This window comes from Streptomyces sp. NPDC102283 (genome assembly GCF_044766265.1).
Taxonomy (GTDB): Bacteria; Actinomycetota; Actinomycetes; order Streptomycetales; family Streptomycetaceae; genus Streptomyces.
This window is the reverse complement of record NZ_JBIWLQ010000020.1, coordinates 150,995-169,515: the sequence shown is the minus strand read 5'-3', so window position 1 is coordinate 169,515 and position 18,521 is coordinate 150,995. Positions and strand designations below refer to the sequence as shown.

At 70.1% G+C, this 18,521-nt stretch carries 17 protein-coding genes and 2 pseudogenes; 5 read left to right on the top strand and 14 right to left on the bottom strand.

Going from position 1 to position 18,521, the window contains the following annotated elements:
- From ACIRJT_RS31850 to ACIRJT_RS31830, 5 genes and pseudogenes are all read right to left on the bottom strand, one after another.
- Positions 1 to 165: transposase (locus tag ACIRJT_RS31850; protein WP_403916062.1), on the bottom strand; the 165-nt coding region annotated here is incomplete at its 3' end.
- A 214-nt stretch (positions 166 to 379) separates the two neighbouring features.
- On the bottom strand, positions 380 to 1,903 hold the full coding sequence (locus ACIRJT_RS31845) for an aldehyde dehydrogenase family protein (protein ID WP_403916049.1): 1,524 nt from the start codon (positions 1,901 to 1,903) through the stop codon (positions 380 to 382).
- A gap of 280 nt (positions 1,904 to 2,183) precedes the next feature.
- Positions 2,184 to 2,333, bottom strand: a pseudogene (locus ACIRJT_RS31840) (IS5/IS1182 family transposase); the annotation flags it as partial.
- Between the two features lie 53 nt (positions 2,334 to 2,386).
- Positions 2,387 to 3,001, bottom strand: a complete 615-nt coding sequence (locus tag ACIRJT_RS31835; protein WP_403916047.1) for a hypothetical protein — start codon at positions 2,999 to 3,001, stop codon at positions 2,387 to 2,389.
- 142 nt (positions 3,002 to 3,143) lie between these two features.
- Positions 3,144 to 3,677, bottom strand: coding sequence for a GNAT family N-acetyltransferase (locus ACIRJT_RS31830; protein WP_403916046.1), 534 nt, complete (start codon positions 3,675 to 3,677; stop codon positions 3,144 to 3,146).
- A 265-nt stretch (positions 3,678 to 3,942) separates the two neighbouring features.
- Between ACIRJT_RS31830 and ACIRJT_RS31825 the strand changes: the two are divergent.
- Together ACIRJT_RS31825 and ACIRJT_RS31820 are read left to right on the top strand one after the other, a co-directional pair.
- Positions 3,943 to 4,248 (top strand): annotated as a pseudogene (locus tag ACIRJT_RS31825) (transposase); the annotation flags it as partial.
- Between the two features lie 133 nt (positions 4,249 to 4,381).
- Complete coding sequence (locus tag ACIRJT_RS31820) at positions 4,382 to 4,687, top strand: hypothetical protein (protein ID WP_403916059.1); 306 nt, start codon at positions 4,382 to 4,384, stop codon at positions 4,685 to 4,687.
- 833 nt (positions 4,688 to 5,520) lie between these two features.
- Here ACIRJT_RS31820 and ACIRJT_RS31815 read toward each other — a convergent pair.
- From ACIRJT_RS31815 to ACIRJT_RS31795, 5 genes are all read right to left on the bottom strand, one after another.
- Complete coding sequence (locus ACIRJT_RS31815) at positions 5,521 to 6,183, bottom strand: HAD family hydrolase (RefSeq protein ID WP_403916043.1); 663 nt, start codon at positions 6,181 to 6,183, stop codon at positions 5,521 to 5,523.
- Positions 6,184 to 6,251: 68 nt separating this feature from the next.
- On the bottom strand, positions 6,252 to 7,511 hold the full coding sequence (locus ACIRJT_RS31810; RefSeq protein WP_403916041.1) for a GAF domain-containing protein: 1,260 nt from the start codon (positions 7,509 to 7,511) through the stop codon (positions 6,252 to 6,254).
- A gap of 107 nt (positions 7,512 to 7,618) precedes the next feature.
- Positions 7,619 to 8,206, bottom strand: a complete 588-nt coding sequence (locus ACIRJT_RS31805) for an N-acetylmuramoyl-L-alanine amidase (protein WP_403916038.1) — start codon at positions 8,204 to 8,206, stop codon at positions 7,619 to 7,621.
- Between the two features lie 422 nt (positions 8,207 to 8,628).
- Positions 8,629 to 10,035, bottom strand: coding sequence for an SWF or SNF family helicase (locus tag ACIRJT_RS31800; RefSeq protein WP_403916035.1), 1,407 nt, complete (start codon positions 10,033 to 10,035; stop codon positions 8,629 to 8,631).
- On the bottom strand, positions 10,032 to 13,142 hold the full coding sequence (locus ACIRJT_RS31795) for an SNF2-related protein (protein WP_403916032.1): 3,111 nt from the start codon (positions 13,140 to 13,142) through the stop codon (positions 10,032 to 10,034). Before ACIRJT_RS31795 ends, ACIRJT_RS31800 begins: the two co-directional genes overlap by 4 nt.
- Before the next feature lie 257 nt (positions 13,143 to 13,399).
- Between ACIRJT_RS31795 and ACIRJT_RS31790 the strand changes: the two genes are divergently transcribed.
- Together ACIRJT_RS31790 and ACIRJT_RS31785 are read left to right on the top strand one after the other, a co-directional pair.
- On the top strand, positions 13,400 to 14,470 hold the full coding sequence (locus ACIRJT_RS31790) for a fatty acid desaturase family protein (protein WP_403916029.1): 1,071 nt from the start codon (positions 13,400 to 13,402) through the stop codon (positions 14,468 to 14,470).
- Between the two features lie 80 nt (positions 14,471 to 14,550).
- The gene (locus ACIRJT_RS31785; protein WP_050362970.1) at positions 14,551 to 14,733 is read left to right on the top strand and encodes a hypothetical protein; all 183 of its coding nucleotides are present in this window, start codon (positions 14,551 to 14,553) and stop codon (positions 14,731 to 14,733) included.
- Positions 14,734 to 14,765: 32 nt separating this feature from the next.
- On the opposite strand, the gene ACIRJT_RS31780 is transcribed toward ACIRJT_RS31785, so the two are convergent.
- Positions 14,766 to 15,656 carry a hypothetical protein gene (locus tag ACIRJT_RS31780; protein ID WP_403916027.1) on the bottom strand — a complete coding sequence of 297 codons (891 nt, stop codon included), beginning with the start codon at positions 15,654 to 15,656 and terminating at the stop codon, positions 14,766 to 14,768.
- 203 nt (positions 15,657 to 15,859) lie between these two features.
- Between ACIRJT_RS31780 and ACIRJT_RS31775 the strand changes: the two genes are divergently transcribed.
- Positions 15,860 to 16,765, top strand: coding sequence for an oxygenase MpaB family protein (locus tag ACIRJT_RS31775; RefSeq protein WP_403916025.1), 906 nt, complete (start codon positions 15,860 to 15,862; stop codon positions 16,763 to 16,765).
- Positions 16,766 to 16,851: 86 nt separating this feature from the next.
- Here ACIRJT_RS31775 and ACIRJT_RS31770 read toward each other — a convergent pair whose 3' ends face one another.
- From ACIRJT_RS31770 to tatA, 3 genes are all read right to left on the bottom strand, one after another.
- Positions 16,852 to 17,454, bottom strand: coding sequence for a methyltransferase domain-containing protein (locus ACIRJT_RS31770; RefSeq protein ID WP_403916022.1), 603 nt, complete (start codon positions 17,452 to 17,454; stop codon positions 16,852 to 16,854).
- Positions 17,455 to 17,532: 78 nt separating this feature from the next.
- Positions 17,533 to 18,108 carry a TerD family protein gene (locus tag ACIRJT_RS31765; protein ID WP_371627578.1) on the bottom strand — a complete coding sequence of 192 codons (576 nt, stop codon included), beginning with the start codon at positions 18,106 to 18,108 and terminating at the stop codon, positions 17,533 to 17,535.
- 232 nt (positions 18,109 to 18,340) lie between these two features.
- Positions 18,341 to 18,505 (bottom strand): Sec-independent protein translocase subunit TatA, encoded by a 165-nt coding sequence (gene tatA / locus ACIRJT_RS31760; protein ID WP_403916019.1) that lies wholly within the window; start codon positions 18,503 to 18,505, stop codon positions 18,341 to 18,343.
- Positions 18,506 to 18,521: the final 16 nt, after the last annotated feature.

The following is an 18,521-nucleotide window of genomic DNA, read 5'->3' as shown; positions in this document are numbered from 1 at the left end:
GTATCTCTCCGGCACATCACGCCAGGCCGAACCGGTCCGCAGCTTCCACACGATTCCGTTCAGCACCACCCGGTCGTCCCGCCGGGGCCGCCCCGCTTCCGTCCGCGGAAGCAGCCCCGACAGAACGTCCCACTCTTCATCCGAGAGCTCATGTCGCCGCACCATGCGCCGTATGATGCCCCATCAAGAGCCTTTGAAGACAGGCCCTAGGGCGCCCGAGTCGGACCTTGGCCCGGAAATGCCCCGGAACAGCTCGTCAGAGGTGGGACAGCGGTGGGATATATCGGGAGTAGCCTCGTAATTCGACCCACGGGTCCAATGTGCGCAACGAAGGGCGCCTGCCAGGGAAATCCCCTGGTCAGGCACCCTTTTGCTGTGCCTAGAAGAAGCCCAGCTTCTTCGGCGAGTACGACACCAGAAGGTTCTTCGTCTGCTGGTAGTGCTCCAGCATCATCTTGTGGTTCTCCCTGCCGATGCCCGACTGCTTGTAGCCGCCGAATGCCGCGTGCGCCGGGTAGGCGTGGTAACAGTTCGTCCAGACCCTGCCCGCCTTGATCCCGCGCCCCGCCCGGTAGGCCGTGCTGACGTCACGGGTCCAGACTCCGGCCCCCAGCCCGTACAGGGTGTCGTTCGCCGTGCTGATGGCGTCGTCGAAGTCCGTGAAGGACGTCACAGCCACGACCGGGCCGAAGATCTCCTCCTGGAAGACCCGCATCCTGTTGTCGCCCTCGAAGACCGTCGGCTGTACGTAGTAGCCGCCCGCCAGCTCACCGCCGTGCTCGATGCGCCGGCCACCCGTCAGGATCTTCGCTCCCTCCTGCTGGCCGATGTCCAGGTACGAAAGGATTTTCTGCAACTGGTCGTTGGAGGCCTGCGCGCCGATCATCGTGTCGGTGTCCAGCGGGTGACCCGGCACGATCTGTTCCGTACGGGCGATGCCCGCCTCCAGGAACGCGCCGTAGTGGCCGCGTTGAATGAGAGCACGCGACGGGCATGTGCACACCTCACCCTGGTTGAGGGCGAACATGGTGAAGCCTTCGAGAGCCTTGTCGAGGAAGTCGTCGTCGGCGCGCGAGACGTCGTCGAAGAAGATGTTCGGCGACTTCCCGCCCAGCTCCAACGTCACCGGCTTGATGTTCTCGGAGGCGTACTGCATGATCAGCCGCCCCGTCGTGGTCTCACCCGTGAAAGCGATCTTCGCCACGCGCGGGCTGGAGGCGAGCGGCTTCCCGGCTTCCGCTCCGAACCCGTTGACGATGTTGACGACGCCGGGCGGAAGCAGGTCCGCCACCAGGCTCAGCCAGTAGTGGATCGAGGCAGGCGTCTGCTCGGCCGGCTTGAGCACCACCGCGTTCCCGGCGGCGAGGGCGGGAGCAAGCTTCCAGGTGGCCATCAGGATGGGGAAGTTCCACGGGATGATCTGGCCGACCACACCCAGCGGCTCGTGGAAGTGGTATGCGACGGTGTCCTCGTCGATCTCGCTGAGCGAACCCTCCTGAGCGCGCAGGGCCCCCGCGAAATATCGGAAGTGGTCGATGGCCAGCGGAATGTCGGCCGCCAGCGTCTCCCGTACGGGCTTGCCGTTCTCCCAGCTCTCGGCGACCGCCAGTTCCTCGAGGTGAGACTCCATCCGGTCGGCGATCCTGTTCAGCACCGACGCCCGGTCCCCGGCTGATGTCGCGCCCCAGCCCGGGGCCGCCGCATGGGCGGCGTCCAGAGCCAGTTCGACGTCATCGGATGTGCCGCGCGCGATCTCGGTGAACGGGCGGCCGTTGACAGGGCTCGGGTTCTCGAAGTACTGACCTCGGGCCGGTGGGACGTAGGCGCCGCCGATCCAGTGGTCGTAGCGGGACGCGTACGTGACGATCGCGCCCTCGGTGCCCGGCGCAGCGTAACGGGTCATCTCAGTGGCCTCCCGGTCCGGTGCCGCCCGCCGTTGGACGGCCTTCGGCGCGAGGCTAGGGGCAGGGACGTTGCAAGGGCGTTGCACCGGCGCCGCTGGGCATCCTCCAGGGTCCGTCGCCGTGCCTCTGTCGGCCGGGCGCCCACAGGTTATCGGTCATGTCCGACATATCGAGTGGCCCGCTGAGGGTGGGACCGTTCCGGTCGGTGTGCGGTGTGGTGATTCATCGGCCGCCGAGAGGGCTCAGGCGGAACCGCATCTGGCGACGAACGTCGGACTCTTCGAGCACGTTGATGCTCAGCTCGACCTCGTTTCCGCGGCCGTGCCGGGCCTGGTCGAAAGCGGTGGGGCAACCGCCTCGGCTCCCGCGTCGCCGGCGGTCGGCTCGTTGGTCACGTCGCTCGGGGATCGTGAGCTGGATCTGGCAACGCCCGCCTCGCCCGAAGATCCAAGGCGACTCAGCATGACGGAAAGGTAAGCATTTCACGGCGCGGTGACTCTGGACGGGCTTCGACCGCGGCTCCGTCCGTGATCTCTTGAGTCCCCTCCCCTTTCCACGACGGCCATATGACCGACTCGGTCGTCGGCCGCGACGAGGAGTGAGATCCGTCCAGCTGATTGGTCGATGAGTACGAATTCGTGGAAGTCCTCGTGCATACGCCTCCATTCATGAATGGCCTCATCCTCGAGCCCGTTCAGGTAGTAGATGTGGTCGGCCGAAACCAAGCGATCGAACACCTCCCGCTGCAGATCCGCCTCCAGCTTGGCGGGCACGTCCTCGAACTGGGTCGCCCACCCCGACAGAACGTCCGCACTCTTCTCCCTGCTGACGGCTTCGTCGTCATCAGGGGTGACCAGCCTCAGCTGGTAAGGCCCGTGCCTGGACCCCTCGGTCAGAACCTCACTGCCCGCATAGTTGTTTTGGAACTGTTCATGTCCGATGAGTGCCACGAGCAGTTCCCGCACCCCGGCGGACTCCTTAGGAAGTCGCAGTTGCTTGATGTCGACCCATCTGAAGCCATGTGCCCTCGGATCCTGAAACTTGTAGTCCCGGAAATCGATGAAGGCACTGGCCTCATGGGTCAGCCGGTTCTCCACGGGGTCACAGCTGAGTACTCCAGCTGCCGTTCGTGATCTTGCTGGCTGCGGCTCAGTGAGCTCCTGAGGTGGCCGGCCCAGTGCTCAGTCGTTGATCCCGGGAGTGCCCGTCGGACCGGGGAGACACTCACGGGACCGTCGACTACATGGGGAGCGAGAACAGGCGGACCTCGCCGGCAGGCCAATGCGCACCGTCACGCAGGGGAGTCCACATGGTCCGCAGCGGCATGATCACGGGCCCGCCGGATTGTTCGACGTGAACGTCCTGCTCAAGGGTTCGCCAGCCGAGTAGCCGGTAGAACGGGACGAGGGGTGGACGGCAGAAGAGGAGGCCGTGCTGTGGCCCCATCGTCCGTGCGTGGTCCAGGGCCGCCGATACGACGGACCGGGCCAGTCCGTGGCCTCGCAGGTCGGGAGCGACAGCCACCCCGCCGACGCCCACCACCTGTGTGCCGACGCCGTCGATCGACAGGGGCAGTCGTAGCAGGCCGGCGTGTGCGACGAGGCGCTCCTTCTGCCTGATTCCGAAATGATCCTTCTTGGGTAGCCAGGTCAACCCCGCGTCCGCGACGCCGAAGGGATCGGCGCTGTCGCCGAGGATCTCGGTCTGGTCGGCCTTCGTGTATTCCGTAAGCCGCACCACGATGGGCGATGCGGAAGAGTGGCGATCCGTCATCCCACCATAATTCCTTCGTGTCGGCCTCTGGCCAACGGAAGCATCAACGGTGGCCAACCGAGGCGCTCGGTCGCCCTGGCGGAGGTCGGCGCGCAGACAGGTGCGGCCACCGCTGATCATCAGTGTGTGAAGACATAAAATCACGCGATGGCCGCAGGCCACAGCGTAGGCCCGGCCCACTGGCAGGGCGCATTCGAGGGCCTGACGAGCCGGATCGCGGGTCGTTTCGCACGAGTGGAGCCGCCGGCGTCAGGTCCGGCGGTTGGTGCTCGGGCTCCTGTCGGACCTGCCTCGTAAGAACTGCTGGACGATCGCCGAGTGGGCCGGGGAGCCCACCTCGGACGCGATGCAGCACCTTCTCGGCCGGACCAAGTGGGACGCCGACGCGGTCCGTGACGACGTGTGGGGCTACGTGGTGGAGCACCTGCGCGACGAGAGGTCGGTGCTGGTGGTGGACGGGACCGGCGACGTGAAGAAGGGCACCGCCACGGTCGGTGTCCAGCGCCAGTACACCGGCACTGCCGGCAGAGTCGAGAACGCCCGAGTTGCTGTCTACCTTGTTTACGCCGGTCAGCGCGGGCACGCCGCGGTCGACCGGGAGTTGTACGTCCCTCGGCTCCTGGACCGCCGAACCCGACCGCTGCCGGGCCGCCGGGCTTGGCGAGGAGACCGCTTTCGCCACCAAGCCGGAACTGGCTGCGCGGATGGTCGCTCGGTTTCTGGACGCAGGCCACCGGGCCGCGTGGGTTGTGGGCGACGAGGTCGACGGCGGCGACCCGAAACCTCGCACGGCGCTGAAGGAACGCGGCACCGGCTACGTTCTGGCGGTGGCCTGCTCGTCCGAACCGCAAGGGGAGCCGGCAAGTTCCGTGTTGACCCCCTGGCCGAGAAGGTCCCCAAGCGGGCCTGGCAGAAGCTGTCAGCGGGGACCGGAGCGAAGGGCCACCGCTTCTGCGACTGGGCCGTCATCGACCTCGCCGCCCCCCGGCCCGGGAGCCGCGAGACGCTGATCCGCCGCAACCGTAACACCGGCGAACTCGCCTACTACCACTGCTACTGGCCCGCCGCGGTGCCGCAGGCCGAGCTGGAGCGAGTAGCTGGATCAAGGTGGCGGCTGGAGGAGTTCTTCCAGTCCGGCAAGGGCTTGGCTGCACTGGACGAGCACCAGGTTCGCCGCTACACGTCCTGGTCACGTTTGATCACCCTCGCCATGCTCGCCCACGCCTCCCTCGCCGTCATCCGAGCCGATGACCACGCCCGCCAACCGGCACCGAACGGCCCTATGCCTCTCACCTGCGACGAGATCCAGCGCCTGTTCATCACTCTCGTCGTCCGGCCCATCCACGATGCCGCACATCGGCTCGGATGGTCCGACTGGCGACGCCGCCACCAAGCCCGATCCCAGGCCAGCCACTACCGGCGGCAAGCCGCTCAAGCGTGAAGATCACCATCTACAGCTGGAGTATGGGGAGATGAGCCAGGTCTCCCCGCGACCTATCGGAGAACCCGTACTGGAGATGGTCCGTGTCCCGGGCCGGCCAAGGATCCGCCCAATCGCGTGCGCGCTGACGAGGCGTACGCGTCGCGCATGAACCGCGCCTGCCTGCGCCGCCACGGAATCCGATGCCCCATCCCTGAGAAAGCCGAGCAGACGCGCGACCGCCAGAGGGGACGCGGCTGCCGCGGTGGCCGACCGCCGCATTTCGCGGCGACCGACCACCGCGAGCGCCCTGCGGTCGAGCGCGGGACCACGGGATCAGTCGCCTCCAGCGCCACCGTGCCCTCGCCACGCGATACGACAGGCTCGCGATCCGCCACGAGGCGACCGTGCTCGTCGCTCCCATCAACGAGTGGTGGTGACCAAGTGACTCAGGGCGGGGATTACGCTGCGTAGGTCGCCGCCATCCACCGCGCCCGTCGCCGCTGCCCGTGCTCCTGCCGAGGCGTTGAACGCCACACTCAGAGCGACGGAAGCGAACAGAGGCAGGTCGGAGCGGCTGTCTCCGACGGCCCCGCACGAGCTGGGAGCCAACCTGAGGTCCCGGGCCTGCGCGAGGGCGAAATCTCGTTTGTCGTACTCGTCGAAGTGGCGGTCGACGCGACCGGTGAACCGGTTGCCGTCGGTCTCCAGCCGAGGCCCGCTGAACGCGTGGAAGCCGAAACGGTCGGTCAGGTAACTGCCGACCGGCGACCAGGCCAGAGTGGCGAGCACGGGCACCAGCCCGTTCCGACGGCACCAGCCCACGGTCTCCGTGATACCCGAGACCAGGGGAAGCCCGTCGAGCCAGCCGGATACCTGGCCTTCGGACACACCGGTCCAGCCCTTGGCATCCAGCTCCGAGACTTGTCGGTTGTCCAGATCACCAGAGGCGTAGGCGTCCTCAGCCAGGGACAACTCGTCCCGGTGGCCGAGAAAGTTCGCCAGGAAGACCGACGAGCTCGTGCCTGGGACGAGGGTGCCATCGACATCGAAGAACACGGCACCCGCGTGATCGGATGAGTACACCGGCCAAGGATGTCACCGCCATACGAGGCGTAGGCACGGGGGTGATCCCAGCACTTCCGCTACGCGCCCTATCCGCGCTGCTCGGCGTCCAGCCCTCGTACCCGGACCAGCAGGGCCGCCCGCTGGTCCACCGGAACCGCCCCGGCCAAGGCGCTCCACACGGGTAGGTCGTCCTCGCCCCACGGGCTGTAGGCCCAGTCCGCCAGCAGCCCCGGATCGCCACGGGCGATCAGCGACGCCCGCAGCTGCTCCGAGATCCGCCGCCGCAGGCGTACGACCGCAGGAGCTCGGGAACCCGGCAGCAACGGGCCCGCGTACGCGCCCAGCGCCGCCGCCACCGCACCCGAACCCAGCCGGCGCGTCACCGTGTCGAAATCGGCGTCCACCGGGACGGACAGCCGGTACGGGCGTGATTCCAGCAGGTCGGGCCCCAACAGGCGCCGGAGCCGTGAGAGTTCGGCCCGTAGCGTCACTGGGGTCACGGACTCGTCCTCGTAGAGCTCGACCAGCAGCTCGTCCCCGCTCAGGCCCTCCGGCCGACGGGTCAGGGCGACCAGGATCTCACTGTGCCGCCGGCTGAGCCGCAGTCGGCGTCCGTGCGCCACCAGCAGCGCTTCGTCCCTGCCCAGCGCGGTCAGCCGCACCGAGTCAACGTCGGACTCCGACGTCGGCGTCAGCAGGGCGAGCTGCGACTCGGCGGCCCGGGCCACCGCCTGGACGAACGCCAGACTGTGCGGGTGGGCGAGCCGGTCTCCGCCCGTGATGTCCACGGCTCCCAGCACCCGGCCTGTCCGGGGGTCGTGCAACGGCGCCGCCGCGCAGGTCCACTGCTGGACCGGTCGCAGGAAGTGCTCGGCGGCGAAGACCTGGACCGGACGGTCCACCGCGATGGCCGTTCCGGGCGCGTTCGTCCCCGCCACGGACTCGGCCCAGCGGGCGCCCTCCACGAAGTTCATCAGGCCGGCCCGTCGCCGTGCCGCCATGTGCCCCTCGACCCACAGGAGGCGTCCGTGGGCGTCGCAGACGGCCAGCAGGTGTTCCCCGTCCGTCGCGTACGCACCCATCAGCTCGCGGATCACGGGCATCGCGCGGGACAGGGGATGTGCCGCCCGGTAGGGGCCCAGCTCGTCCGGACCGAGCTCCACCGCGGGGGCGTCGTCCGGGCTGACCCGTGCCCGTGCCGAGCGTCGCCAGGACGCGCCGACCACCGCACGGACCGGCCGCTCCAGGCGTCCCGCCGAGGTGAACAGCTCATGGGCGCGGCGCAACTCGCCGCTCCGTTCGCCGGGATCGGTGTCCGCCTCCAGAGCCACCCAGGGATCCGTCAACTCACCCTCCCGTCCAGGGGACTTCCTGCCCTCCCATCGTCGTCGCCGACGGCCTCCGCGACAAGCTCGGTGCGGAGAGTCATCACCGTGGGTGTCTGGGACGAACTTCAGACGGCGTCGACGACGAGCCGGAGATAGCGGTCCCAGTCCCAATGGACGCCCGGGTCGGTGTGGTCGCTGCCCGGAACCTCGTGATGGCCGACGACGTGCTCCCGGTCCTTGGGGATGCCGTGGCGGTCGCAGATGTCCGCGGTGAGCCTGGCGGACCGCAGGTACATGACGTCCGTGAAAAACTCCGGGCGATCCACCCATCCTTCGTGCTCGATGCCGATACTCCGGGTGTTCCAGCTCCAGTTGCCCGCGTGCCAGGCGGTGTCCTTCTCGCGTACGCACTGGGCGACATGTCCGTCGCCTGAGCGCACCACGTAGTGGGCCGACACCTGTTTCGCGGGGTCGCGGAAGATGCCCGCGGTCGGCGTGAACAGCTGTTGGGCGACGTGGATGACGACACGGTCGATCCGGCGCTCCGAAGGGCGCGACGGGACGGTGAAGTTGGCGGGGGCGGCCGGAGCCCAGAGCGCGGTCGCATAGTCGGTGGGGCCCTTCGGCGCCGTTGTCACGGCTCGCGCGGAGGCGGGCAGGACGGCCGCCGCCATTGTCGCGGCGGCGCATTGAATGATTCTTCTGCGGTGCAACGACACTCCTGAGGCCGGGGCCAGGGGCCATGGGCCGAGGCGTGGGCGGGAAAGGTGCGGGACACAGGGACAGGGACGGGGTGGGGCAGAGGCGGAGGTGTACGGAGGCAGAGGTGTCCGGAGGCAGGGGTGAACGGAGCTGAGCCGGAACAGCTCCCCTCTCGGCTCTGGACTGCCTCGCCGATGCAAATGACGAGCCCTCCGGACATCCGGTTCCCCGCAGCCGATGTTTGGACAGACCTCGGCTCCCGGCGCAGGCAGGAGCAGGCGAGGTGCCTCCCGCGTCTCCCGTGCCCCCTGCGCCGGAGCCGTCGCTTCCCCGCGAGCGACGGGTTCGCCAGACGCCCAGCCCCTTAGCCCCAGCCCCTTAGCCCCAGGCCCCCTCAGCCCTGGCGACCCTGACCGACCCCAGCCCCGACGATTCAGACCGCCGCGTCCGCCGCACCGCCGTAGGCTCCCGCCAGCGCTCCCGCCGGATCGTCGTCCGCCGGTCCGGCGGGTACCCAGCGACCGTGCTCCTTCCGGTAGGGCCACCACCGCCCGTTCCGGTCGAACCGGAGCTGGAGGTTCGCGCCCGCGACGGTCCAGCGGGCCCGGCCGCTCGCCCGCAGCGTCGGCCGCTCGTCCGCCTCCCACGCCTCGCCGAGCCGGGCGCGTGCCCGCCCCAGGTCCTCCGGGCCGGGCGTCCACTCCTCGTCCAGCACCGCGAGTGCAGCGGCCCCGCCGTACCGCCAGGCTCGGACCGCCGCGTCCAGGTCCGCGGCCGGGCGGCCGGACCCCGTGGCCAGCCGGGCCGCGATCCGCGTCTCCGGCCGGGCGTCCGCGGCCAGCCGAACCGCGTCCTGCCGCGGAGCCGGCTCGACCGCGATCGGCTGCCCTTCGTGCCCCGGGGCCAGCGCGTCCAGCAGCATCCGGTGGGCCCGCACCGCGCTGTCGGCCGCCAGCACCTCCAGCGCCGCCGGGTCGATTCCGGGCGCGGGCCCGGTCTCCGTGTCCAGCGAAGGCCCTTGCCCCGGTTCATCGGGGGCCGGCGGGGGAGTGGGGAGCGGCGGCAGGATCCCGGCGGCCGCGAACGCCTCGTCGGCCGGGACTCCGCGAACCTCCCTCTCCACGTCGTCGGCGCCCTCCCGCGCAACGTCACCGCCCGCCCGGACCGCTCGGGCGGCGCTGCGCACCTGGAGTTCGTTCAGCAGCCGCCGCTCCTCGCGCCCCCGCATCAGCAGCAGGACGAACGGGTCCTCGTCCAGCAAACGCGCCACCTGGTAGCAGAGAGCACCTGAATGCGGGCAGTGGTCCCAGGCCTCACAGGTGCATTCCGGCTCCAGATCACCGATGCCGGGCAGCAGATCGACCCCGGCGCTCGCCGCGTCCTCCACCAGATGCGGCGGCATCTCCCGGTCCAGCAGCGCCGCGATGTGCCCGGCCCGGTCCACTGCCATGTCGAGGAACCGGTCCCAGGCACCCGTGTTGAGCTGCTGGAGCAGGACGTCGCTGCGGTAGGCCGTGCCGTCGCGGTCCCGCACCACGGCCGTGATTCGCCCCGGCCGTACGGAGACCGCCCCGACCCTGCCCTCCCGGGCCAGCCGTCGGCCCTGTTTGAGCTGCTGGCCGTCCAGCGCGGTGTCCTCCAGGGCCTTGAGCCAGGCCAGTCCCCACCAGGACGTGGCGAAACCCCGGCCCTGCGTGGGGGGAAGCGCCGCGAACACCCGCTCCGCTCCGCGCCGGCCGTCACGCGACGCCTCGTCGTCATCACTCCGCTCGGAGGCGTCCGCGCCGCCCGCCCCGTACTCCGCCCCGTACACGTAGTCGTCCTCGTAGTCCTCGCTCATCGTGCGCCCCCTCGCAGCTCGACCAGGTCGGCCAGTTCCGCATCGGTCAGTTCGGTCAGTGCTGCCTCGCCCGAGCCGAGCACCGCGTCCGCGAGGCCCTGCTTGCGGGCGAGCATCGCGGCGATCCGGTCCTCGATCGTGCCCTCGGCGATCAGCCGGTGCACCTGCACCGGCTGGGTCTGGCCGATCCGGTACGCCCGGTCCGTCGCCTGCGCCTCGACCGCCGGATTCCACCAGCGGTCGAAGTGCACGACATGACCGGCCCGGGTGAGGTTGAGCCCGGTGCCCGCAGCCTTGAGGGACAGCAGGAACACCGGTGCCTCGCCCGCCTGGAAGCGCGCCACCATCTCCTCGCGCCGGGCCACCGGCGTACCGCCGTGCAGGAACTGCGTGTCCACCCCGCGCGCGGCCAGGTGCGCCTCCAACAGCCGGGCCATCTGCACGTACTGCGTGAAGACCAGCACCGAACCCTGCTCGGCCAGGATCGTGTCCAGGAGTTCGTCCAGCAGCTCGACCTTCCCCGACCGGTCCGTGATCCGCGGTTGCTCTTCCTTGAGGTACTGCGCCGGGTGGTTGCAGATCTGCTTGAGCGCCGTCAGCAGCTTCATCACGAGGCCCCGCCGCTCGAAGCCGTCGGCTGCGGAGATCTCCGCGAGGGTCTCGCGGACCACTGCCTCGTACAGGCCGGTCTGTTCCGGCGTCAACGACACGGCCCGGTCGGTCTCGGTCTTCGGCGGCAGCTCCGGCGCGATCCCCGGGTCGGACTTGCGGCGGCGCAACAGGAACGGCCGCACCAGCGCGGCGAGCCGCTCGGCGGCGCCCGGATCGTTGCCGCCCTCGACCGCTGCCGCGTACCGCGTACGGAAGGTGCTGAGCCGGCCGAGCAGGCCTGGCGTCGTCCAGTCCAGGATGGCCCACAGCTCGGAGAGGTTGTTCTCCACGGGCGTGCCGGTGAGCGCGACGCGGGCACGGGCGCCGAGGGTACGCAACTGCTTGGCCGTCGCCGAGTGCGGGTTCTTCACGTGCTGCGCCTCGTCGATGACGACCATGCCCCAGGACACAGTGGCGAGCCGGGCCGCGTCGAGGCGCATCGTGCCGTACGTCGTCAGCACGAACTCGCCGTCCACCAGGTCTTCCAGTGAACGCGACGCGCCGTGGAAGCGGCGGACGGGCGTGCCCGGAGCGAACCGCTCGATCTCCCGCTGCCAGTTGCCCATCAAGGATGTCGGGCACACGACCAGCGTCGGTCCGGCCGCGTCCCGGTCGCTCTGCCGGTGCAGATGCAGGGCGATGAGCGTGATCGTCTTGCCGAGGCCCATGTCGTCGGCGAGGCAGGCACCGAGACCGAGGGAGGTCATCGTGTTCAGCCAGTTCAGACCGCGCAGCTGGTAGTCGCGCAAGGTCGCGGTGAGCGCTTCGGGCTGCCCGATCGACTGGTGGGCGGCGGACTCCGGGTCGGCCAACCGGTCCCGCAACTGCTGGAGCCAGCCGGTCGCCGCCACCTCGACGCGACGGCCGTCCACCTCCGTCGAACCGGTCAGCACCGCGCCGAGTGCGTCGATCGGGGTGACCTTGCGGTCCTGGGTCTCCCGGGCCCGGCGCGCCTCCTCGGGGTCGATGAGCACCCACTGGTCGCGCAGCCGCACGATGGGCCTGGTGGACTCGGCGAGCCGGTCAAGCTCCTCGCGGGTCAGCTTCTGGTCGCCGAGTGCGAACCGCCAGTCGAAGGACAGCAGCGCGTCGGCGGAGAGGAACGAGGGCATATCCGCTGCGCCGCGTCCCCGTGTCCCGGCCGCCTGCTCGTCTCCTTGCCGGTCCATGAAATGCGGATCCGTGGAGTCCCGGTCCTCCGGGCCGATCACGGCGCGCGCGGTGAGCTTCCTGGCCAGTTCCCTGGGCCAGTGCACCTGCACACCGGCGGCGGCCAGGGCACGCGAGGCGGACCCCAGCAGCTCGGCGATCTCCTCGTCGGCCGGTTCCACCGAGTCCGGCACCGCGGCGGAGAGCAGCGGCGCCAACGGTGGCCAGGCGCGGGCGGCCCGGCGCAGGGTGAGGAGGGCGTCCATGCGGGCCTGCGGCCCGAACGCGGCGGCGGTCCGCGAGTCGCCCGCCCAGACCTCGGCCGCGTCGGCGACCAGGGTGGGATCGCTGACACTGTGGATCTGCGGTACGGCACGGAACGACGGCGTGGCCAGGTCCGGACCTGGCCACGGTCCCATCGCTTCCGGGGTGGCTTCCGGGGCGGTCCCGGGGCCCGCCTCCGTGCCTCTTCGCGGCGAGGTCACGCCTGCGACCTCGATACGCAACGAGAGCCGTACGCCCGCGTCGTGACCGGCCGCCACGTCGGCGGCCCAAGCCCGTCCCTCGGGCAGGTGCTGCGGCTGCTGGGAGGCGTACGCGGGGCCGGCGGTGACGAGCCCTGCGGCCGGTGTACGGGGCATCGCGTCGGCCACGGCATCGAGGAACGCGCGCAGCAGGCGCTCCGGTTCGGGCAGCAAGAGCGGCAACGGCAGCAACGTTTCACCGTCGGCACCGTCGGCACCGTCGGCACCGTCGGCCGTGCTCCGTTCCCGCGCTCCGCCCGGCCGGCCCGCTTCGCCCGTGCTGCCCGGTCCGCCCCGTCCGTTCGGCGGCTCGTCGCCCTCGTCCGGTACGGGGGTCGCATGCGCGGTCGGCGGCATCGAAGCCGCCAGTTCCCGGATCCGGTCGAGGTCGTCGGCGCTCAACGGCCCGATCCGCCAGGCGTCATGGTCGGTACTGCTCAGCCCCGGCAGCAGGAGACCGCGGGCCACGAACTGGAGAGCGAGAAGCGCGGCAGCGCCCCAGAAGGTGGTGGCGGACGAAGCACCCGCGACGGCGCGTGCCCGGGTCAGGACCGGCAGCGCGTCCCGTACGGGGAGGTACCGTGCCGTAACCGTACGGGGTCGCAGGTCGGATCCGACAATGGTCAGTTCCGACGCCGTCCCGGGGGCGCCGGAAGGGGTGCTACCGTCCGGGTTCCAGAACGCGATCCTGCCGGTACGGGCTGGATCCGCGGGGACGAAGACCGCGGAGCAGCGGGAGAGTTCGGCGATCTCGGAGGGCGTTGCCGCAGGGTGCCTGTGCACAGCGATGTCAGATTCCTCAAATTTGACTAGTTGGCGGAGTCGCCGAGGGTACTCCATATCGTGCGGCGACAGGCCGTTGAGCCATGTGCTGTGCATCACTCCTTCCCGTGGTGCGGTCTCGATGGTGCAGCCAGCCCCACCATCGAGCACGGGGGTCCGCCCCAGGGGAGCCCGGGTGGTGGCGCCATGGTCCCCACCGGCCCCCGGTCCGTACGTTCAATGAGGTCAGCGCATATGTTCCAGAGACCGGAGACGCCATGCCCCAGGCGACAGCCACTGTTGCGGACCCTGCCGACGAAAGCAGTCCGGACCGTCCGGCCGACGTCCGCGGGGCGGTGCCCGGAAGCGACTTCGCGCCGCTGTTGCGTGCCGTGCGGGACCAGGGGCTGCTGGAGCGCCGTACGGATCGGTATGTGCTCGGCATAACCGTCAATCTGGTGGCCCTGGGTGCGGTGATCACCGGCTTCGTCCTGTTGGGCGACAGTTGGTGGAGCCTGCTCCTCACTCTGCCGCTGGCGGTGCTGTGGACCCGTACGGCCTTCATCGCCCATGACGCGGGGCACGCACAGATATCCGGCGACAGCGGGACGAGCAGAGTGATCGGTCTCGTTCACGCCAATCTGCTTCTCGGAATGAACGAGGCGTGGTGGAACGACAAGCACGTACGCCATCACGCCAACCCGAACCACATCGACAAGGATCCCGATGTCGGTGTCGGCGCCCTGGTCTGGACCCAGAAGCAGGCGGCGCAGCGTGAGGGATTCGCCCGCTGGCTGACCAGGAACCAGGCCCGGCTGTTCTTCCCGATGCTGTTGCTCGAAGGCATCGCGCTGAAGATCTACGGATTCCAGTTCCTGCGCCGTCAGCCCCTCCGGGAGCGGGTCGTCTCGGGGCTGCTGCTGACCGCGCACCTCGCCCTCTGTGCGACGTTGCTGCTCAGCACCCTGTCCCCGGGCAAGGCGATCGTCTTCGCCCTGGTGCTGCACGCGCTGTTCGGCCTGCACCTGGGTATGGCGTTCGCTCCGAACCACAAGGGGATGGAGATGCCCGACCCCGACGGCGAGCGCTGGGGCCACCTCCAGCGGCAGGTCCTGACCTCGCGCAACGTACGCGGTGCCGTCCTGACGGACTGGTTCCTCGGCGGGCTGAACTACCAGATCGAGCACCACCTCTTCCCGAGCATGCCCCGGCCCAACCTGCGTCTCGCCCAGCCCCTGGTCAAGGCGCACTGCTCCGGTATCGGCATGCCGTACGCGGAGACCGGGCTGATCGAGTCCTACCGGCAGGCGCTGTCGCACATGCACGAGGTCGGGGAACCGCTGCGATAGCGGGGCCTACGGGGAACGTAAGGGCGCGCGGACGCGTTCACACAACAGGAGCGGCGCCGGCCGCGAAGGAGGCGTTGACCATGTCGAATGGTGCGAAGGTCGCTATCGGGGGCGTGCTCGCGGCAGCCATCCTGTGGCCCCTGATCGGATTCTGGTGGGCGCTGCTGATCGTGATCGGCGTTCCCGTGGCGGGCTATCTGCTGCTGGACCCGTCCCAGCGGCGCAGGCTCCGCCGGATCAACCGCAAGGAGATCGGTCGCTGAGCCCGAATCGCCGCGGCTGACCGGCGTAGGTGTCACGCGGGGTGAGCGGCCAACCCGTCCAGGGCCGCGAGCAGGCCGGGCAAAGCGGCTCCGCGCCCGACAGGAATGACCGTACCGGGCTCCTCGTCCAGCAGGAACAGGGCGATGTCGTCGGTACGGGCCACCATCGACCACCCCGGACCGTCGACGCGCAGGGTGCGGGCGTCGGCCGAGGCGTAGAAGGAACGGATCCTCCCGGGCGGCGGCGGGGCTTTGGCGTAGGCGGCCGCCTCCGAGAGGGCTCTGCGTACGCCGGGGTGCCGGGGGGACGTGGGAGGGCCGCTCTCCGGGGCACCCTCGGCGCCCGGCTCACCCTCGGTGCCCGGCTCACCCTCGGTGCCCGGCTCACCCTCGATGCCCGGCAGCGAGAGGCGCGCGTCGTCCAGCTGCTCGCGCCACACCTGCCACTGCGCGGCGATTTCGTCCGCTCCGAGCCGCCGCTGTGCCGGGCCCCAGGCCTCCGCATCGGGAGGAGTCAGCGGCGCCGGGCCCACCCCGTCCGTCGTCGGATCGTGCGGATCCGGCACGCCGGGTGCGGAGACGGCGAGGTCCATGGGCCAGCCCGGTAGCGCACACACCATGGAGTCCTCGTCGGGAGAGAGGTCGTGCTCCATGCCGCAGTCCCAGGCGGCGATGGCGACGGCCACCTGGGAGGTGTCCTCGACGACCACGGTCCACCGAGCTCCCCCACCGTCCTGGCCGAGGACGAGACCGTAGCCCTCCTCGTAGGGTTCGAGCGCGAGAGCGCCGCACGCGGCCACGTAGTCGTCCCCCAGCACGCCGGGAAACCGCGCGGGCGTCAGCAGCATCGCGGTCAGCACCAGCAGCGCGTCGTCGGCGACCGCGTCGTCGGCACCGTCCACGGTGTCCTCCCCATCGCTCATTGCCCGCCTCCACATCCCTCGGCCCCGCGTCCTTCGCTCCGTCGGCGCACCCTAACTACTCGGTAACCTCCTCGTCGAGGCCTCGACGAGGAGGATCGAACCGGAGCTGTGCCCACCCTGTTCGGGAGCTGGGAAAGCCGAAGGACCGGGCGCGGGGGAGGCGCCCGCGTAAGGTTGGACGTCCGGCCGAACGAGGGGGCAGTGTGGTGGAGCGGTACGACCGGCTCAAAGAGATTCAGCGGCTGAACCCCGAGCGGGACTTCCTGGAGATCTACCGTCTCACCGTGACCTACGAGTTCCCGTGGGACGTCGCCCGCGCCCTCGAACTGGCCCTCTACCGCACCTATGCCGTGCCCAGCATCGGCCGACTCCTCGACGAGACGGCGGAGTTGACGGAGCGCTCCCAGAAACGCTACGACGACACAGCCCTGCTGCTCGACACGGTGGTGGAGCACGGCTTCGACACCGACGAAGGTCGCACCGCCGTCCGGCGGATCAACCGGATGCACCGCGGCTACGACATCAGCAACGACGACATGCGCTACGTCCTGTGCACGTTCGTCGTCACCCCGAAGCGCTGGCTCGACAACTTCGGCTGGCGACGCCTGTGCTGCCACGAGCTGGGAGCCTTCGCCGCCTATTACCGTACGCTCGGCACCCGCATGGGGATCAAGGACGTCCCGGAGACCTACGAGGACTTCGAGCGCATCCTCGACGCCTACGAGGACGAGTATTTCGGCTGGGACGCAGGGGGCCGCCGGGTGTCCGACGCCACCCTGGCGCTGATGGGCTCCTGGTACCCGGCGCCCCTCGCCCCGCTGGTGCGCGGCGCCAGTCTCGCGCTCCTGGACGACTCGTTGCTCAGGACGTTCCGCTACCGCCGCCCGGGGCCGGTGGCCCGCGGAGTGACCAGGGGCGCGCTCCGGCTCCGGGCTCGTGCCGTCCGGCTCCTGCCGCCCCGGCGAACACCCCACTACGCGCGCCAGAACCCCGAGATCAAGGGATATCCGAACGGGTACGAGATCGCGGAGCTGGGCACGTTCCCCACACCGGGCGTCCGTGGCTGCCCGGTCCCCGGGCACCGGCCGTCGCAGTCGCCCGACGAGTGACGCGACAGGTCCTGGCCTGCCCCTGCGCCGAGTTCCTACGGCTCGGACACTGCTTGTACGGTGGCGGACCGACGGTGCCCGCCGCCTCAGGCCTGCCTGACGGCGAGGGCGAGAAAGCGGTCGTCCTCGTCGGTGTAGGACTCCAGCCGCCACCCCGCACCGGCCAGCAGTCCACGCAGCCTGGGCTCGGCACGCAGATCGTCGTCGGTGACGCCGCGTCCCTGGCGTGCGGCGAGGGCGGCCCGGCCGATCGGGTGGAACAGGGCCAGCACCCCGCCCGGTCGGACTACGCGGGCGAGTTCCGCCGCATCGGCCTCGGGCCGGGCCAGATGCGAGATCAAGCCGGCGCCGAACACCGCGTCCAGGACTCCGTCACGCAGCGGGAGCCGCGCGACGTCGGCACGGACGAGTGCCCCGCTGCCCTCTCGTCCCGCCCGCACCGCCGCCTCCAGCATGGCTGGAGTGAGGTCGGCGCCCAGCACCGTGCCCTCCGGCCCGACCACCGCCCGCAGCGCGGGAAGCGCGCGCCCCGTCCCACAGCCCGCGTCGAGCACGGCATCGCCGGGGCGCAGCCCGAGCAATCCGGCCGCGGCGGCGTAGGCGGGGCCGTCGTCGGGGAACCGGCTGTCCCAGCCGGCCGCACGCGGCGTGAAGAAGTCCAGGACGTGGTGGGTGTGCTCGTCGGCCATGGAGACATGATCGCGCAATCTGCGCGGCGTGTGGCCATCAACGGAACCTGCCCCGCCCGGTGAGACGTTGACGTCCGGTCAGACGTTGACGCCGTAGTCCGAGGCGATGCCCGCCAGGCCGGAGGCGTAACCCTGGCCCACGGCACGGAACTTCCACTCGGCCCCGTGCCGGTACAGTTCGCCGAAGACCATCGCGGTCTCGGTGGAGGCATCCTCGCTCAGGTCGTAGCGGGCGAGCTCGACGCCGTTGGCCCGGTTCACCACGCGGATGAACGCGTTGCGCACCTGACCGAAACTCTGGCCCCGGCTCTGGGCGTCGTGGATCGAGACGGGGAACACGATCTTCGCGATCTCGGCGGGGACCGACGACAGGTCGACCTCGACGGACTCGTCGTCTCCCTCGCCCTCACCCGTCAGATTGTCGCCGGTGTGGCGGACGGAACCGTCGGGGCTGTTGAGGTTGTTGTAGAAGACGAAGTGGCCGTCGGAGAGGACCTTGCCGGCCGCGGAGCACAGCAGCGCACTGGCGTCCAGGTCGTGATCGGCTCCGGTCGTGGTCCGAACGTCCCAACCGAGCCCGACCGTGACGGCGGTCAGGCCGGGGGCCTCCTTCGACAGGGAGACATTGCCGCCCTTGGCCAGAGTCACACCCATGAATTCCCTCCAGTGCTCCGTCGGTCCGCACCGGCGATCCCGCCCTCCGCGGCTTCACCGCGTCCGGGCCCGGTGGCCGGTGCTGTTCTGCTGTCACTCTTGTCGCCGCTACCAGTGCGAACGCTCCGCGCGACACCCCTGGGCTCCGGATCGCGCACGCCCTGAAAGGGGCGGCGGTGCGGTGTTCCGCCCCGGATGGTTCGGGGAGGGGCGCCTTGCCTCCACGGCGCGGTCAGTGGGCGTTCTCGTCCTTCATCGCCCTGGCCTCGCTCTTGAGGATGCGCATGGACTTCCCCAGCGCGCGGGCGGTGTCCGGCAGCTTCTTCGAGCCGAAGACGACGATCACGATGACCGCCAGGATCAGCAGGTGCCAGGGTTCCAGTCCATTGCGCAACAATCTGGTCCAGCCCCTC

Bases quoted from the DNA above. Each gene is read 5' to 3' on its own strand.
- ACIRJT_RS31820 (WP_403916059.1), top strand. From the start codon at position 4,382: ATGGTCGCTCGGTTTCTGGACGCAGGCCACCGGGCCGCGTGGGTTGTG.
- ACIRJT_RS31790 (WP_403916029.1), top strand. From the start codon at position 13,400: ATGCCCCAGGCGACAGCCACTGTTGCGGACCCTGCCGACGAAAGCAGT.
- ACIRJT_RS31770 (WP_403916022.1), bottom strand. From the start codon at position 17,454: ATGGCCGACGAGCACACCCACCACGTCCTGGACTTCTTCACGCCGCGT.
- ACIRJT_RS31800 (WP_403916035.1), bottom strand. From the start codon at position 10,035: ATGAGCGAGGACTACGAGGACGACTACGTGTACGGGGCGGAGTACGGG.
- ACIRJT_RS31765 (WP_371627578.1), bottom strand. From the start codon at position 18,108: ATGGGTGTGACTCTGGCCAAGGGCGGCAATGTCTCCCTGTCGAAGGAG.
- ACIRJT_RS31845 (WP_403916049.1), bottom strand. From the start codon at position 1,903: ATGACCCGTTACGCTGCGCCGGGCACCGAGGGCGCGATCGTCACGTAC.
- ACIRJT_RS31780 (WP_403916027.1), bottom strand. From the start codon at position 15,656: ATGAGCGATGGGGAGGACACCGTGGACGGTGCCGACGACGCGGTCGCC.
- ACIRJT_RS31830 (WP_403916046.1), bottom strand. From the start codon at position 3,677: ATGACGGATCGCCACTCTTCCGCATCGCCCATCGTGGTGCGGCTTACG.
- ACIRJT_RS31785 (WP_050362970.1), top strand. From the start codon at position 14,551: ATGTCGAATGGTGCGAAGGTCGCTATCGGGGGCGTGCTCGCGGCAGCC.